The sequence below is a fragment of the Rhizobium sp. TAL182 genome (assembly GCF_002117725.1).
Taxonomy (GTDB): Bacteria; Pseudomonadota; Alphaproteobacteria; order Rhizobiales; family Rhizobiaceae; genus Rhizobium; species Rhizobium esperanzae.
In genome coordinates this window covers 315,412-329,762 of sequence record NZ_CP021028.1, presented here as the reverse complement: position 1 = coordinate 329,762, position 14,351 = coordinate 315,412, and the positions used below count along the sequence as shown (strand labels likewise).

General features: G+C 62.6%; 15 protein-coding genes. 6 read left to right on the top strand and 9 right to left on the bottom strand.

Going from position 1 to position 14,351, the window contains the following annotated elements:
• Positions 1 to 26: 26 nt before the first annotated feature.
• Together Tal182_RS28165 and Tal182_RS28160 are read left to right on the top strand one after the other, a co-directional pair.
• On the top strand, positions 27 to 779 hold the full coding sequence (locus Tal182_RS28165) for a fumarylacetoacetate hydrolase family protein (protein ID WP_085861613.1): 753 nt from the start codon (positions 27 to 29) through the stop codon (positions 777 to 779).
• Between the two features lie 243 nt (positions 780 to 1,022).
• A complete protein-coding gene (locus Tal182_RS28160; protein WP_085861612.1) occupies positions 1,023 to 1,802 on the top strand; it encodes an ATP-binding cassette domain-containing protein in 780 nt (259 codons plus the stop codon).
• Positions 1,803 to 1,808: 6 nt separating this feature from the next.
• Here Tal182_RS28160 and mmsB read toward each other — a convergent pair whose 3' ends face one another.
• The 8 genes from mmsB to Tal182_RS28120 all read right to left on the bottom strand — a co-directional run bounded on the left by mmsB (position 1,809) and on the right by Tal182_RS28120 (position 9,524).
• Positions 1,809 to 2,690, bottom strand: a complete 882-nt coding sequence (gene mmsB, locus Tal182_RS28155; protein ID WP_064808492.1) for a 3-hydroxyisobutyrate dehydrogenase — start codon at positions 2,688 to 2,690, stop codon at positions 1,809 to 1,811.
• A 9-nt stretch (positions 2,691 to 2,699) separates the two neighbouring features.
• The gene (locus Tal182_RS28150; protein ID WP_085861611.1) at positions 2,700 to 4,295 is read right to left on the bottom strand and encodes a GMC family oxidoreductase N-terminal domain-containing protein; all 1,596 of its coding nucleotides are present in this window, start codon (positions 4,293 to 4,295) and stop codon (positions 2,700 to 2,702) included.
• A gap of 77 nt (positions 4,296 to 4,372) precedes the next feature.
• Positions 4,373 to 5,362 (bottom strand): branched-chain amino acid ABC transporter permease, encoded by a 990-nt coding sequence (locus Tal182_RS28145; RefSeq protein ID WP_064812188.1) that lies wholly within the window; start codon positions 5,360 to 5,362, stop codon positions 4,373 to 4,375.
• A gap of 1 nt (position 5,363) precedes the next feature.
• The gene (locus tag Tal182_RS28140; RefSeq protein WP_064808485.1) at positions 5,364 to 6,251 is read right to left on the bottom strand and encodes a branched-chain amino acid ABC transporter permease; all 888 of its coding nucleotides are present in this window, start codon (positions 6,249 to 6,251) and stop codon (positions 5,364 to 5,366) included.
• A gap of 4 nt (positions 6,252 to 6,255) precedes the next feature.
• Complete coding sequence (locus Tal182_RS28135; protein WP_085861610.1) at positions 6,256 to 6,957, bottom strand: ABC transporter ATP-binding protein; 702 nt, start codon at positions 6,955 to 6,957, stop codon at positions 6,256 to 6,258.
• Positions 6,957 to 7,739, bottom strand: a complete 783-nt coding sequence (locus Tal182_RS28130; protein ID WP_085861609.1) for an ABC transporter ATP-binding protein — start codon at positions 7,737 to 7,739, stop codon at positions 6,957 to 6,959. Before Tal182_RS28130 ends, Tal182_RS28135 begins: the two co-directional genes overlap by 1 nt.
• 5 nt (positions 7,740 to 7,744) lie before the next feature.
• On the bottom strand, positions 7,745 to 8,950 hold the full coding sequence (locus tag Tal182_RS28125; RefSeq protein ID WP_085861608.1) for an ABC transporter substrate-binding protein: 1,206 nt from the start codon (positions 8,948 to 8,950) through the stop codon (positions 7,745 to 7,747).
• A gap of 334 nt (positions 8,951 to 9,284) precedes the next feature.
• On the bottom strand, positions 9,285 to 9,524 hold the full coding sequence (locus Tal182_RS28120; RefSeq protein WP_085861607.1) for a hypothetical protein: 240 nt from the start codon (positions 9,522 to 9,524) through the stop codon (positions 9,285 to 9,287).
• 230 nt (positions 9,525 to 9,754) lie between these two features.
• On the opposite strand from Tal182_RS28120, the gene Tal182_RS28115 reads away from it, so the two are divergent.
• Complete coding sequence (locus tag Tal182_RS28115) at positions 9,755 to 10,708, top strand: LysR family transcriptional regulator (protein WP_085861757.1); 954 nt, start codon at positions 9,755 to 9,757, stop codon at positions 10,706 to 10,708.
• Here Tal182_RS28115 and Tal182_RS28110 read toward each other — a convergent pair whose 3' ends face one another.
• A complete protein-coding gene (locus tag Tal182_RS28110; protein ID WP_064808476.1) occupies positions 10,709 to 11,047 on the bottom strand; it encodes a cupin domain-containing protein in 339 nt (112 codons plus the stop codon).
• Positions 11,048 to 11,215: 168 nt separating this feature from the next.
• Here Tal182_RS28110 and Tal182_RS28105 point away from each other — a divergent pair, with 168 nt between their 5' ends.
• The 3 genes from Tal182_RS28105 to Tal182_RS28095 all read left to right on the top strand — a co-directional run bounded on the left by Tal182_RS28105 (position 11,216) and on the right by Tal182_RS28095 (position 14,321).
• The gene (locus tag Tal182_RS28105) at positions 11,216 to 12,403 is read left to right on the top strand and encodes an acyl-CoA dehydrogenase (protein ID WP_064808474.1); all 1,188 of its coding nucleotides are present in this window, start codon (positions 11,216 to 11,218) and stop codon (positions 12,401 to 12,403) included.
• 98 nt (positions 12,404 to 12,501) lie between these two features.
• Entirely contained in the window at positions 12,502 to 12,963 is a 462-nt protein-coding gene (locus tag Tal182_RS28100; protein ID WP_064808472.1) for a DUF4126 family protein, read from the top strand.
• Positions 12,960 to 14,321, top strand: a complete 1,362-nt coding sequence (locus Tal182_RS28095; protein WP_085861606.1) for an FAD-containing oxidoreductase — start codon at positions 12,960 to 12,962, stop codon at positions 14,319 to 14,321. Before Tal182_RS28100 ends, Tal182_RS28095 begins: the two co-directional genes overlap by 4 nt.
• The last annotated feature ends 30 nt before the right edge of the window (positions 14,322 to 14,351 follow it).

Sequence of the window (14,351 nt, the reverse complement as noted above, 5' to 3'; positions counted from 1 at the left end):
CCTCGAAACCAAGTCGAGGAGACAGCATGACAGAGGCATTCGATCCACGTGCCCTTGCAGCCGGACTGCACCGCCTGCGCCAGGCCGGAAGACAGGAAGAAACCGGGAATTTCACCCTGCCGGCCGATCTGCATCAGGCGATGGAGGCGCAGAATTTCCTCGCTGCCGCGGAGAATATTTCCAGCAACGCCTGGAAGGTGACGGTCTCGCCGGAGGGTCAGGCGGTCACGGGTCCCCTGCATCCCTATGCCGAAGCCGCCTCGGGCGCGAACATTCCCTGGTTTCCGGGCATGAAATTCGAGACCGAGATCGCCGTGCGCCTCGGCAAGGATCTGCCGATCCGCACCGGCGCTCCCTACAGCCGCGCCGAAGTGGTCGAAGCGATCTCCGCCGTCCATCTCGGGGCCGAGCTGCTGGTCAGCGCCGTGAGGGAAAGCGGCAGCATCTCCTTTCTGCTGTTTACCTCAGACCGCCTCGGCAATAGCGGCTATGTGCTCGGCCCGAAGCTCGACAAAAGCGTCGTCGATACCGCCGGCGGCAAGCCGCTCAAGGTCACCCATGCCGGCCGCACGATCTATGACGGCCCGGCCCAGCATCCGAAGGGCGACGTGCTCACCTGGCTTGTCGATTACGCCAATGACGGCTTGCGTCCCGATACGTCGCTGAAGACAGGTGCGCTCATCACGACAGGCACGTTGAGTGGCGCTGTGGTGCTGACCGAACCGGGCGAGACCGACATCCTGTTCGGGGACGCGAGGCTGAATTTCTCGCTGTCCTAGAGCATGATGTCGAAAAGTATGAGCGGTTTTGCGATAAAGACATGCGTAAAAACAAAGACCTAAAGCGTGATAAGCGAATCTGAAAGATCTTGACACGCTTTAGGTTGAAGAAGGCCGGTCCCCACCGGCCGATTTCAACCTGTCCGAATGCAAAGCGTAAGTTGACAATCCCGGTTTAGTTTTGCAGGGAAAGGAGGGCTCGCCCTCCCGAGCCCGTTCGCAGCGCCGAACCTGGAGCAGATCATGCTTTCGCCTTTCCTTGCCCTGTCGGGAATTCATTATGCCATCGGACCGAAACCGATCCTGCACGGCATCGACCTGACGCTCCAGCAGGGCCGCATCTACGGTCTGGTGGGACCGAACGGCTCCGGCAAGAGCACGCTTCTGAAGATCATCGCCCGTCAGCTCGCGCCGAAATCCGGCACCATTGCCTTCGACGGCAAACCGGCGGCGGACTGGGGTGCCAGGGAATTTGCCCGGCACGTCGCCTATATGCCGCAATTTACGCCAGCGACCGATGGGATGAGCGTGCGCGAACTTGTGGCGCTCGGCCGTTTTCCCTGGCACGGCACGCTCGGCCGCTTCACCGCGACGGATCGCAGGATTGTCGAGGAGGCGATCGTCCGCACCGAGCTCGGGGATTTTGCCGACCGTCCCGTCGCCAACATGTCCGGCGGCGAGCGTCAGCGCGCCTGGATCGCCATGATGCTCGCCCAGAACGCCCGCTGCCTGCTGCTCGACGAACCGACATCAGCACTCGACCTCGCCCATCAGGCAAGTGTCCTCTCGCTGGTCAAGGAGCTCAGCCACGAACGCGGGCTGACCGTCATCATCGTGCTGCACGATATCAACCTCGCCGCACGCTATTGCGACGCGATCATCGCGCTCAACCGTGGCCGGATCACCGCCGAAGGAACGCCCGCCGAGATCATGCAGGCCGACAAGCTGCAGTCGATTTTCGGCGTCGGCATGGGCGTCTTTCCCCATCCGGTGCGAAACGAGCCGGTCAGCTATCTCTTATAGTGTCGCCTACGCCTTTTCCCGGAACATCTCGATGATGGCGGAAAAATCCCTGCCGCCATTGCCCTGCTTTTCAAAGAGCGCATAAAGCTGCGCAGCCTCCGCCCCCATCGGCGTTGAGGCGCCGCTTGCCAGCGCCGCCTCCTGCGAGAGCCTCAGGTCCTTCAGCATCAGGGCAGCGGCGAAACCGGGTTTGTAGCCGTTATTGGCGGGCGAGGTCGGGACCGGCCCAGGGACCGGGCAATAAGTATTGATCGACCAGCACTGGCCGGACGAGGTCGAGGCGACGTCGAAAAGCGCCTGATGCGAGAGGCCGAGTTTTTCGGCGAGCACGAAGGCCTCGCAGACGCCGACCATCGAGATGCCGAGGATCATGTTGTTGCAGATCTTCGCCGCCTGACCGGCGCCGGCTTCGCCGCAATGAACGATCTTCTTGCCCATCGCCTCCAGGATCGGTTTCGCCCCGGCGAAGGCTTCATCCGAGCCGCCGGCCATGAAGGTCAGCGTTCCCGCCGTCGCGCCGCCCGTGCCGCCGGAGACGGGCGCGTCGAGCGACAGGCAGCCTGCGGCCTTGGCCATCTCATGCGCCTTGCGGCTGCTCTCGACATCGATTGTCGAGCAATCGATGACAAGCGTTCCCTGCGCGGCGGTCTGCAGGATATCGGTCCAGGCCGTCAGCACATGCCGGCCCTGCGGCAGCATCGTGATGACGATCTCGGCGTCCTTCACCGCCTGGCTGGCATGACTGGCTGCCTTGACGCCGCTCGCTTCAGCCGCCTTCAGCACCGAGGCCGCGAGATCGAAGCCAAGGACCTCGTGGCCTGCTTTGACGAGATTGGCCGCCATCGGCCCGCCCATGTTGCCGAGGCCGATGAATGCGATCCTTGCCATGGTCTTCTCCTATCGGTTGTCTTCGAGGATCATCGCCGCCGCCTTTTCGGCGATCATGATCGTCGGCGAATTGGTGTTGCCCGAGGTGATTGACGGCATCACCGAGGCATCGGCGATCCTGAGCTTGCCGAGCGCCCGGAGTTTCAGCCGGGGATCGACCACGCTGTCCCTGTCGGCGCCCATGCGGCAAGTGCCGACCGGATGGAATATCGTCGTGCCGATATCGCCCGCCGCCCGCTCCAGATCGGCCTCCGTCTGATAGCTCCGCCCCGGCTTGAATTCCTCCGGCCGAAACCTCGCGAACGAAGGCTGCGCGACGATCCTCCGCGTCAACCGTATGGAACGGACAGCTATGTCACGATCGCGCTGCGTCGAGAGGTATTTCGGGCTGATGGTCGGCTGGGCGGCAAAATCCGGGCTCGACAGATGCACCGAACCGCGACTTTCCGGCCTGAGATTGCAGACGCTGGCGGTGATTGCCGGAAAAGGATGAACCGGATCGCCGAACTTCTCCAGCGAGACCGGCTGCACATGATATTGCAGATCAGGCGTTTCCCGGTCAGGCCCTGAGCGGGTGAAGATGCCGAGCTGGCTCGGTGCCATCGCCATCGGCCCGGAACGGTGGACGAGATATTCGAGCCCGATCGCCGCCTTGCCGATCAACTTCGTCGCCTTCTCGTTCAGCGTCGGAACCCCGGTTACCTTGTAAGCCAGACGCAATTGCAGATGGTCCTGCAGGTTCTCGCCGACGCCCTTCACCTCGCTGACGACATCGATGCCCGCCTGCCGGAGAACCTCACCCCTGCCGATGCCCGACAATTCGAGGATATGCGGCGAACCGATCGAACCGGCCGAAAGCACCGTTTCTTTAGCCGCATAGGCGCGCTTCACAGCGCCCCGGTGCTGGAATTCGACGCCGACAACTACTCCCTCCTCCACCAGCAGCCGCCGGACCTGCGCCTTGGTCAGCACCGTCAGATTGGAGCGCCGCATCGCCGGTCGCAGGAAGGCCTTCGAGGTGTTCCAGCGAATGCCGGAGCGCTGGTTGACGTCGAAATAGCCGGAACCTTCGTTGTTGCCGCGGTTGAAATCCGCCGTCTCCGGAATGCCGGCTTCCCTCGCCGCCTGCTGGAAGGCGTCGAGCACGGCCCAGCGCACCCGCGCCTTCTCGATGCGCCATTCGCCGCCGGCCCCGTGCATGTCGTCGGCGCCGCGATAGAAATCCTCGGACTTGCGGAAGAAGGGCAGGATGTCATCCCAGCCCCAGCCGCTGCAGCCCATCTGCCGCCAGAGGTCGTAGTCTCGCGCCTGGCCGCGCATATAGATCATGCCGTTGATCGATGAGCAGCCGCCGAGCACCTTGCCGCGCGGATAACTCAGCGCCCGGCCGTTCAGCCCCGCTTCCGGCGCCGTGGTGAAGCACCAGTCGGTACGCGGATTGTTGATGCAATAGAGATAACCGACCGGAATATGAATCCAATGGTAATTGTCGCTGCCGCCGGCTTCGAGCAGCAGCACCCGGCTCCTGCCGTCGGCGGATAGACGATTGGCGAGTACGCAGCCGGCGCTGCCTGCCCCGATGATGATGTAGTCGTAACGATCCATGTGCGCCCTGCACGAAAATCCAGATGCTTGGCCACCCGCCTCTTCCCGCGCTGCGGAAAGAGGGAGACGGCCGCCCATTAGCGGCGATAGACGAAGCCCAGCTTCCGCCCGAGCCGCGAAGCGTAGAACTCGCCGATGATGCCGCGGCGGAAGATCAGCACGCAGACCATAAAGACGATGCCGGTGATGATCGTCACCGGAAATTCCGAAGTGGCGAGGTAGTTTTCCAGCGCCACCACCAGCCCCGCGCCGAAGAGCGGACCGATCAGCGTGCCGATGCCGCCGAGCAGCGTCATCAGGATCACCTCGCCCGACATCTGCCAGGCGACGTCGGTGAGCGTCGCGAACTGGAAAACGATCGATTTCACCGCGCCCGCCAGACCGGCCAGCGCCGCCGACATAACGAAGGCACCGAGCTTGTAGCGCGCCACGGAATAGCCGAGCGAGATCGCCCGTTGCTCGTTTTCGCGGATCGATTTCAGGATCATGCCGAAGGGCGAATTGATGAAACGCCAGATGATCAGCACGCCGATCAGGAAGACGGCCAGCACGAAATAATACATGTTGGTCGAGCTGTTCAGATCGATGAAGCCGAAGAGGTGGCCGCGCGGCACCGATTGGATGCCGTCCTCGCCTTCGGTAAACTTCGCCTGCAGGCAGAAGAAGAAGAACATCTGCGACAGCGCCAGCGTGATCATTGCGAAATAGATGCCCTGACGGCGGATCGCGAAGAAACCCATGACCAGGCCGAGAAAGGCCGCACCCGCCACGCCGATCAGGATGCCGAGTTCCGGCGGCAGGCCCCATGCCTTCACCGTATAGGCGGTGAAATAGGCCGCCCCGCCGAAGAAAGTGGCATGGCCGAAGGAAAGCAGGCCGGTATAGCCGAGCAGCAGGTTGAAGGCGCAGGCAAACAGCGCGAAGCAGAGCAGCTTCATCAGGAAGATCGGATAGAAGAAGAACGGCGCCAGCAGCAGAAGCAGCAGTCCCACAAGCAGGAAGCCCGCCTGCACCGAAAGGGCGGTTCGGCTTTTTTCCGTTCGGATGGTTTCGGTGATATCAGCCATGTCAAGCATCCCGGCCGAAGAGGCCCGCGGGCCTGATGAGGAGCACGATCGCCATGATGACGAAGATCACGATGTTGGAAGCCTCGGGATAGAAGACCTTGGTCAGGCCCTCGGCGATGCCGAGCACATAGCCGGTGATGATCGCGCCCATGATCGACCCCATACCGCCGACCACGACCACGGCGAAGACGACGATGATCATGTTCGAGCCCATCAGCGGCGAAACCTGGTAGATCGGCGCCGCCAGCACGCCAGCAAAGGCGGCAAGGCCGGCGCCGAGCGCGTAGGTGAGCGTCAGCAGTACCGGCACGTTGACGCCGAAGACCTGCACCAGCACGGCGTTTTCGGTCGCAGCCCTGAGATAGGCCCCGAGTTTGGTCTTCTCGATCAGTAGCCATGTGCCGAGACAGACGACGAGCGAGACGACTACAACCCAGCCGCGATAGATCGGCAGGAACATGAAACCGAGATTGGCCCCGCCGGCAAGCGCCGCCGGCGTCGCATAGGGCTGGCCGGACGAGCCGTAAAGATAGCGGAAGGTGCCCTCGACGGCGAGCGCCAGCCCGAAGGTGAAGAGCAGGCCATAAAGCGGATCGAGATCGTAGAGCCGGCGCAGGAACAGCCGCTCGATGACGGCGCCGGCAACCCCGACGATAACAGGCGCCAGGATCAGCGACGGCCAGTAGCCGATGCCGGCATAGGTCAACAGCAGATAGGCGACGAAGGCGCCGAGCATATATTGGGCGCCGTGGGCGAAGTTAATCACCCGGAGCAGGCCGAAAATGATGGCGAGGCCGAGGCTCAGCAGCGCATAGAACGAGCCGTTGATCAGGCCGATCAGCAGTTGGCCGAGCAGCGCCTGCAGGGGAATGCCGAAGATCATCGTCATCTGGTCACACTCCCAGAACCTTGTGCAGCGTATCCATGCGCTGCGGCAGTTCGCCGACCGGGAATTCCGACACCATCTGCCCATGATCCATCAGATAGAAGCGATCGGCAATACGGCTGGCGAAGCGGAAATTCTGCTCGACGAGCAGGATTGTCATGCCGCGCTCCTTGAGCTTCTTCAGTACCTCGCCGATGCGCTGGACGATGACGGGAGCAAGCCCCTCCGTCGGTTCGTCGAGAATGAGCAGCCGCACACCGGTGCGGAGAATCCGGGCGATCGCCAGCATCTGCTGCTCGCCACCGGAGAGTTTGGTGCCCGGGCTGCCGCGGCGCTCATAGAGATTGGGAAAGAGCTCGTAGATTTCGTCGAGCGTCATGCCGCCCTTCGCCACGACAGGCGGCAGCAGCAGGTTCTCCGAGACGGTGAGCGTCGAAAAGATCCCGCGCTCCTCCGGCACGAAGCCGATGCCGCGGTGCGCCGTCTTGTGCAGCGGCACCTGCATCATGTCGCTGCCGGCAAAGCTGATCCTGCCCCTGCGGGCGCGCACGATGCCGGTGATGGTGCGTAGCGTCGTCGTCTTGCCGACGCCGTTGCGGCCGAGAATGGTGATCGTCTCACCTTCACCGACATGCATGTCGACGCCGTGCAATATGTGGCTTTCGCCATACCAGGCGTTGAGGCCCTGGACTTCGAGCAGAGCGGCCATCAATGCTCCTCCGTGCCCATATAGGCGACGCGCACGCGCTCGTCCTGGCTGACGGTGGCATAGTCGCCCTCGGCAAGGATCTCGCCGCGCTGCAAAACGGTGACGTGCTGGCAAATATTGGCGACGACGGAGAGATTGTGTTCGACCATCAGCACCGCCCGGTCGCGGGCGACGTCGCGGATGATCGCCGAGACGACGCCGACATCCTCCAGCCCCATGCCGGCCATCGGCTCGTCGAGCAGCAATACCTTCGGATCGAGGGCCAGCGTCGTGGCGATCTCCAGCACCCGCTTGCGGCCATAGGAAAGATCGGCGGCGATATGATCGCGTTCCTTGGAAAGGCCGACGCTGGCAAGCAGCTGCTCGGCGCGTTCGTTCAGCCGGTCGAGCGCCGACAGCGACCGCCAGAATTGGGTGGAAAGATTGTTCGGCCGCTGCAGCGCCACCCTCACATTGTCGAGAACGGAGAGATGCGGAAAAACCGCCGAGATCTGGAAGGAGCGCACCAGCCCCATGCGCGCCACCTTGTCGGGCGGCGTGTAGGTGATATCCGTGCCCATCAGCGTGATGCTGCCCGCCGTCGGCTGCAGGAACTTCGTCAGCAGGTTGAAGACCGTGGTCTTGCCGGCGCCGTTCGGGCCGATCAGCGCATGGACGCTCGCGTCATGGACGTCGAGATCGACATCCTTGACGGCCGTGAAGCCGCCGAAGTCGCGGCGCAGACCGCGGGCGGAGAGCACCACCCGCGGCTTGTCCTGCGTTTCAATCGCGGAAACCGCCATTGCGCTTACTTCACCAGATCGCAGCCGCTCTTGGCGGGATCGATATAGGCGTCCTTGCCGGGAATGGTGGCGAGCACGTTGAAGTAATCCCACGGCTCCTTGCTTTCGGCCGGCTTCTTGACCTGCAGCAGGTACATGTCGTGGATCATGCGGCCGTTGACGCCGACGGTGCCGCCGCGGCCGAAGACGTCGTCGACGGGCATTTCATGCAGCTCTTTGGCGACAGCCTCCGTCTCGTCGGTGCCGGCCTTCTGCACCGCCTTCAGATATTGCGTCACCGCCGAATAGGTGCCGGTGTGGATCATGTTCGGCATCTTACCGGTGCGGGCGAAGAACTTCTTGGCGAAAGCGCGGCTTTCGTCGTCGCGGTTCCAATAATAGCCCTCGGTCAGCGTCAGGCCTTGTGCCGCCTCGAGGCCGAGGCCGTGCACTTCGGCGAGCGTGAAGAGCAGCGCCGCCAGATGCTGGCCGCCCTGGGTAATGCCGAATTCGGCCGCCTGCTTGATGGCGTTCGAGGTATCGAGGCCGGCATTGGCAAGGCCGATCACCTTGGCGCCGGACGATTGCGCCTGCAGCAGGAAGGAGGAGAAGTCCTGGGTCGACAGCGGATGGCGGACGGTGCCGACGACTGTCCCGCCGCTCGCCTTGACATATTCACTGGTCTGCTGCTCCAGCGAATAACCGAAGGCATAGTCGGCGGTCAGGAAGAACCAGCTGTCGCCGCCCTGCTTGACGAGCGCGCCGCCAGTGCCGACAGCGAGAGCGTGCGTGTCGTAGGCCCAATGGAAGCCATAAGGCGAGCAGGCCTTGCCGGTGAGATCCGTCGTCGCAGCACCGGTGACGATGTCGATCTTCTTCTTCTCCTTGGCGATCGCCTGCACGGCGAGCGCTACGGAGGAGGTCGTCAATTCCATGATCGCATCCACCTGCTCGGTGTCGTACCATTGCCGGGCGATGTTGGAGGCGATATCGGGCTTGTTCTGGTGGTCGGCATCGACGATCTCGACCGGCACACCCAGCGCTTTGCCGCCGAAATCCTCGACCGCCATTTTGGCGGCTTCAACGGAAGACTTGCCGCCGAAGTCGGCATAAACGCCCGACTGGTCGTTCAGGATGCCGATCTTGACCTTGCCGTCGGTCGCGCTCTGCGCGAGCACGGCAGTGCTGCTCGCAAGCAGAAATGCAACTGATGCAATGAGATTCTTACGCATATTCTCTCCTCCCAGAGATGAGCCAGATTGCGGGTCTGTTCAGATTTGGCCGGTCGCACTCCTCAGAACGACCGCCCCTCGTCCTACGATCATGGAAATTCTTGCCTGAAGCAACGGGTGGTTTACAACTAATTCCAAACAGTATCTGTTCATTTTTGCACAGAAAGAGAGCTGCACAATTTCCATCCCAACCTCAGGAAGCGCCAGGAGTCAGCGCTCAGCGCTAGAACTAGGGCAGTTTCTGCGGTTGTGCAGGCATGCGCTGTTAGACGAACGAACAATCCTCCTTTGTCCGTCCGTCTCACACGCGCATTTCGGCACGTTCAGGCTGCTGTTACTTCCACTGCGTCCCGTTGTCGGCAGCGCAGCCATGGGGAGGCAAGGCGCCGCTAAAGGTTTCCTTCAATTTTGCACAGCCCCAGGCATTGATCGGGCCTGGCATGGCCGTGTTGAGCGTGATGCCGACTTCATCATAGGGACTGTCGGTGTTGGAGATGTAGCGATACCAACGAAAACCGATGACCACGACGAATGCGAGAGCGACCGTCAGCAGCAGGCGAACCAATTTTTTCATCCATAATTACCTCAAAAAGCACAACGCTGCCGTGTAGCATTCCTGCATGGAGGCCGAAAGCGCTGTCGCGGGGCATCAACGCATTTATTGCGGGCGCCTTCCGGTACTCCCCGGATTAATCAGCCGCAGACCGCCCATCCGTGTGGGAACAAAAGGTAAGTAAAAACAAAGAATTGTTTAAATCTCCAATCATGATATTCGTTGCGGGGTTGTTGATGAAGGCAATGGCGATGAGCAATCCACCGCAGTTTACCTGGGACGATCTGCAGTTTTTTCTCGCCGTCGCCCGCACGGGCCAGCTTTCGACGGCGGCCCGCCAGCTGCGCTCCAGCCATGCCACCGTCTCGCGCCGAATCGACCGGCTGGAATTTGCCCTGAAGGTCAAGCTGTTCGAGCGCAATCCGCGCGGCTACGTGCTGACCGCCATGGGCACGCGCTTCGTGGAGACGGCCGAGCGGATGGAGCAGGAGACCGAGCGGCTGCGCGCCGATCTCGCCGACGGTTCGATGGCGCAGCGCGGCCTGGTGCGCCTCAGCGCGCCGGAGGGTTTTGCCAATTTCTTTTTCGCTCCCGTGCTGCCGCGGTTCGCGGCCCGGCATCCGAATCTCTCGCTCGAACTGGTGACGATCCAGCAGATCATGTCGCTGTCGCGCAAGGAGGCCGACATTTCCGTTGTGCTCGACGAGCCGAAGGGAGGACCTTATTTCGCGGAGAAGCTGACCGACTATCATCTGCAGATCTACGGCTCTCGCGACTACCTGTCAAAGGCGCCTGCGATCACCTGCCGCGAAGATCTGCTTGAGCATCCCTTCGTCAGCTACATCGAGGAGATGATTTTCGCGCCGGGCCTGGATTATCTCAGCGATGTGCATCCGCGCATCAAGCCGCAGTTCCAGAGCTCCAGCATCTTCGCGCAGCTCACCGCCACCCGAAACGGCCTCGGCCTCTGCATCCTGCCCTATTTCTTCGCCAGCCGTTATCCCGAGCTCGTGCGTGTGCTGCCCGAGGAGATCGACCTCAAGCGCCACTACTGGATCACCTGCCATCGCGACCTCAAACAGGCGCCGCGCGTGCGCGCCGTCATCGACTTCCTGCGCGAGGCCGTTCGCGGTGAAGATGCGCGCTTCGTGCCGCCCTATATCATCGCCGCCAGTTCCCCGCGCCGGTCGGAAGCCGAAAGCTGATTACTTGAGAAACTCGGCCCGGTGCGGCGTGAAGCTATCGATCAGCCGGCCCTTTTCCAGTGCCTTGACGCCATGGACGAGATTGGGCGGCACGATGAAGCTGCCGCCCTGCCGCAACACTTCGGTGCGGCCATCGATCGTTACCTCGAAGCTGCCTTCGGCGACGTAGCTTGCCTGGATGTGCGGATGCGAATGGGCAGCGCCCACGGCGCCGCTTTCAAACGCCACCTCTACCATCATCATCTCGGGCAGATAGGTCATGATGCGCCTGGTGACGCCGGGTTCCGGATTGACCCATTCGGCGCCTTCGGCCGATATGAACAGATCGCTTGACGACATTTCCGCCTCCTCATTCCAGAATCGAACGGGGGCAAAGTGGATCATGGCGTACCGTTTGAAAAGATGGCCGCCCCTGTCTTTTCGATAGGGCCGCCTTGTTGTTGACGCGCTCGGCTGGCGGGTCTATGCGACCTTGAGCGAGGCAAGCCTGAATGAGGAGACGCTGCCATGCAGCATACGCGCGAAGTTTTCGACTGGTCCGATCCATTCCGCCTGGTGGAGCAGCTGACCAACGAGGAGCGCATGGTGCAGGATACCGCCCATGCCTATGCGCAGCAAAAGCTTGCTCCCCGTGTACTCGACGCCTTTCGCAATGAAAAGACCGATCCCGCCATCTTCCGCGAAATGGGCGAACTCGGCCTGCTCGGCCCGACGATTTCGCCCGATTATGGCGGCGCCGGCCTCGGTTATGTCGCCTACGGGCTGATCGCTCGCGAGGTCGAACGGATCGACAGCGGTTACCGCTCGATGATGAGCGTGCAGTCCTCGCTTGTCATGGTGCCGATCGAAACCTTCGGGTCGCAGGCGCAGAAGCTGAAATACCTGCCGAAGCTGGCGACCGGCGAATGGATCGGCTGCTTCGGCCTCACCGAGCCCGATCATGGCTCCGACCCCGGCTCGATGGCGACGCGCGCCAGGAAGGTCGACGGCGGCTACAGCCTCACCGGCTCGAAGACCTGGATCTCGAATGCGCCGATTGCCGATGTCTTCGTCGTCTGGGCAAAGACCGAGGATGGGCTCATCCGCGGCTTCATCCTCGAAAAGGGCTGGAAGGGGCTTTCGGCGCCTGCCATCCACGGCAAAGTGGGCTTGCGCGCCTCGATCACAGGCGAAGTGGTAATGGACGCGGTCTTCGTGCCCGAGGAAAACCTGCTGCCCGGCGTCACCGGCCTCAAAGGGCCGTTCACCTGTCTCAACTCGGCCCGCTTCGGCATTGCCTGGGGCGCACTTGGTGCGGCTGAAGATTGTTATGCGAGAGCCCGGCAATATACGCTGGAGCGCAAGCAGTTCGGCCGGCCGCTCGCCGCCAACCAGCTGATTCAAAAGAAGCTCGCCGATATGGCGGCGGAGATCGCGCTCGGCCTTCAGGGCTGCCTGCGGCTCGGCCGAATGAAGGAGGAAGGCCATCCACCGGTGGAGCTGACCTCGATTCTCAAGCGCAACAGCTGCGGCAAGGCGCTTGAGATCGCGCGCGCTTCCCGCGACATGCTCGGCGGCAACGGCATCTCCGACGAATTCGGCATCGCCCGCCATCTCGTCAACCTCGAAGTGGTCAACACCTATGAAGGCACGCACGACATCCACGCACTGATCATCGGCCGGGCAATCACCGGCATCGCCGCCTTTGCAAATTGAGTTGCAGAGCCCGGCCAGACCTGGCGAATTGCCACGCGCTTGACAATGTGCGACCTTCCCTGGCTGCGGCATAAGGCCGGCAATGATGGGGATCGCGCATGTTTCTGCTTCTTGCATTGCTGATCGGTGTCATCTCGGGCCTCCGCGCCATGACCGCGCCGGCTGCCGTCGCCTGGGGTGCGGCGCTCGGCTGGTTCGACGTGTCGCAGACGCCGCTTGCCTTTATGGGCTACCGATGGACGCCGTGGATCTTCACCCTTCTCGCCGTCGTTGAACTCGTCACCGACCAGCTGCCGTCGACGCCGTCGCGCAAGGTGCCGGTGCAGTTCGCCGCCCGCATCGTCACGGGAGCACTTGCCGGCGCCACGATCGGCGCGGCGAGCAGCCTGCTTTTCGGCGGGCTGATCGCCGGCGTGATCGGCGCCGTCATCGGCACCTATGGCGGCGCCGCGCTGCGCGCCAGGCTTGCCGCCGCCTTCGGCAAGGATCTGCCGGCCGCCCTTGTCGAGGATGCCGTTGCCGTTGTCGGCGCCCTATTGATCGTAGGAGCCGTGTCATGAAGAGCTTCGACGCCATCGTTATCGGCGCCGGCCAGGCCGGCCCGTTCCTCGCCGCCCGCATGGTCGAAAACGGCATGAAGGTGGCGCTCGTCGAGCGCAAGTTCCTCGGCGGCACCTGCGTCAATGCCGGCTGCATGCCGACCAAGACTCTCGTCGCCAGCGCCCGCGCCGCCCATGTCGCAAGAAGCGGCGCCGCCTACGGGGTCAATATCCCCGGCGAAATCGCCATCGACATGAAGGTGGTGAGAGCCCGGGCGGAAACGGTGACGATGAACGCCCGCAATGGCCTGATCGGCTGGTTTGACAGCATGGACGGCATGAGCGTGATCTACGGTCATGCCCGTTTCGAGGCTGCGAAGGCCGTCCGCGTGAATGGCGAGACGCTGACGGCGCCGCGCATTTTTCTCAATGTCGGGGCGCGGCCCGTCATCCCCGAACTGCCAGGCATCGACGATATCGCTTACCTCACCAGCACCTCCATCATTCATCTCGACACCCTGCCGCGGCACCTGGCGGTGATAGGCGGCAGCTATATCGGGCTGGAATTCGCGCAGATGTATCGCCGCTTCGGCGCCGAAGTCAGCGTCATCGAGCACGGCCCGAAGCTCGCTTCACGTGAGGACGAGGATATATCGGACGCGATCGCCGATATACTGCGGGCCGAAGGCATTGCAGTCCACACCGACGCCGGCGAAATCGCCTTTGCCCGAAACGGCAGCGAAGTGAGCGTCACTGCCGGCACGGCGAAGATCGAAGCAAGCCATGTGCTGATCGCCACCGGCCGCAAACCGAATACCGACGACCTCGGTCTCGAGGCCGCCGGCGTGGCAACCGACAAGCGCGGCTATATCACCGTCGACGACAAGCTTGCCACCAATGTCGAGGGCATCTTCGCGCTCGGCGACTGCAACGGCCGCGGCGCCTTCACCCATACCTCCTACAATGATTTCGAGATCGCCGCCGCCAACCTGCTCGACGGCGACGACCGCAAGGTCTCGAGCCGCATCCCGGCCTATGCGCTCTACATCGACCCGCCGCTCGGCCGCGTCGGCATGACGGAGAAGCAGGCGCGTGCCTCCGGCCGCAGGATCATGGTCTCGATCCGGCCGATGAGCCGCGTCGGCCGGGCCACTGAACGCGGCGAGACCAAGGGCTTCATGAAGGTGATCGCCGATGCCGAGACCAAGGAGATCCTAGGCGCGGCGATCCTTGGCATCGAAGGCGACGAGGTGATCCATGGCCTGATCGATGCGATGAATGCGGGAACCACCTATTCCGCGCTGAAATGGTCGGTGCCGATCCACCCGACGGTGTCGGAGCTGATTCCGACGCTGCTTGGGGATTTGAAGCCGGTTTAGCCGTGACCTGACCTCGGGAAGAGCTGGAGG

Excerpts from the sequence above, each read along its gene's own strand:
- Tal182_RS28165 (WP_085861613.1), top strand. The coding sequence starts at position 27 with ATGACAGAGGCATTCGATCCACGTGCCCTTGCAGCCGGACTGCACCGC.
- Tal182_RS28160 (WP_085861612.1), top strand. The coding sequence starts at position 1,023 with ATGCTTTCGCCTTTCCTTGCCCTGTCGGGAATTCATTATGCCATCGGA.
- mmsB (WP_064808492.1), bottom strand. The coding sequence starts at position 2,690 with ATGGCAAGGATCGCATTCATCGGCCTCGGCAACATGGGCGGGCCGATG.
- Tal182_RS28150 (WP_085861611.1), bottom strand. The coding sequence starts at position 4,295 with ATGGATCGTTACGACTACATCATCATCGGGGCAGGCAGCGCCGGCTGC.
- Tal182_RS28145 (WP_064812188.1), bottom strand. The coding sequence starts at position 5,362 with ATGGCTGATATCACCGAAACCATCCGAACGGAAAAAAGCCGAACCGCC.
- Tal182_RS28140 (WP_064808485.1), bottom strand. The coding sequence starts at position 6,251 with ATGACGATGATCTTCGGCATTCCCCTGCAGGCGCTGCTCGGCCAACTG.
- Tal182_RS28135 (WP_085861610.1), bottom strand. The coding sequence starts at position 6,957 with ATGGCCGCTCTGCTCGAAGTCCAGGGCCTCAACGCCTGGTATGGCGAA.
- Tal182_RS28130 (WP_085861609.1), bottom strand. The coding sequence starts at position 7,739 with ATGGCGGTTTCCGCGATTGAAACGCAGGACAAGCCGCGGGTGGTGCTC.
- Tal182_RS28125 (WP_085861608.1), bottom strand. The coding sequence starts at position 8,950 with ATGCGTAAGAATCTCATTGCATCAGTTGCATTTCTGCTTGCGAGCAGC.
- Tal182_RS28120 (WP_085861607.1), bottom strand. The coding sequence starts at position 9,524 with ATGAAAAAATTGGTTCGCCTGCTGCTGACGGTCGCTCTCGCATTCGTC.
- Tal182_RS28115 (WP_085861757.1), top strand. The coding sequence starts at position 9,755 with ATGAGCAATCCACCGCAGTTTACCTGGGACGATCTGCAGTTTTTTCTC.
- Tal182_RS28110 (WP_064808476.1), bottom strand. The coding sequence starts at position 11,047 with ATGTCGTCAAGCGATCTGTTCATATCGGCCGAAGGCGCCGAATGGGTC.
- Tal182_RS28105 (WP_064808474.1), top strand. The coding sequence starts at position 11,216 with ATGCAGCATACGCGCGAAGTTTTCGACTGGTCCGATCCATTCCGCCTG.
- Tal182_RS28100 (WP_064808472.1), top strand. The coding sequence starts at position 12,502 with ATGTTTCTGCTTCTTGCATTGCTGATCGGTGTCATCTCGGGCCTCCGC.
- Tal182_RS28095 (WP_085861606.1), top strand. The coding sequence starts at position 12,960 with ATGAAGAGCTTCGACGCCATCGTTATCGGCGCCGGCCAGGCCGGCCCG.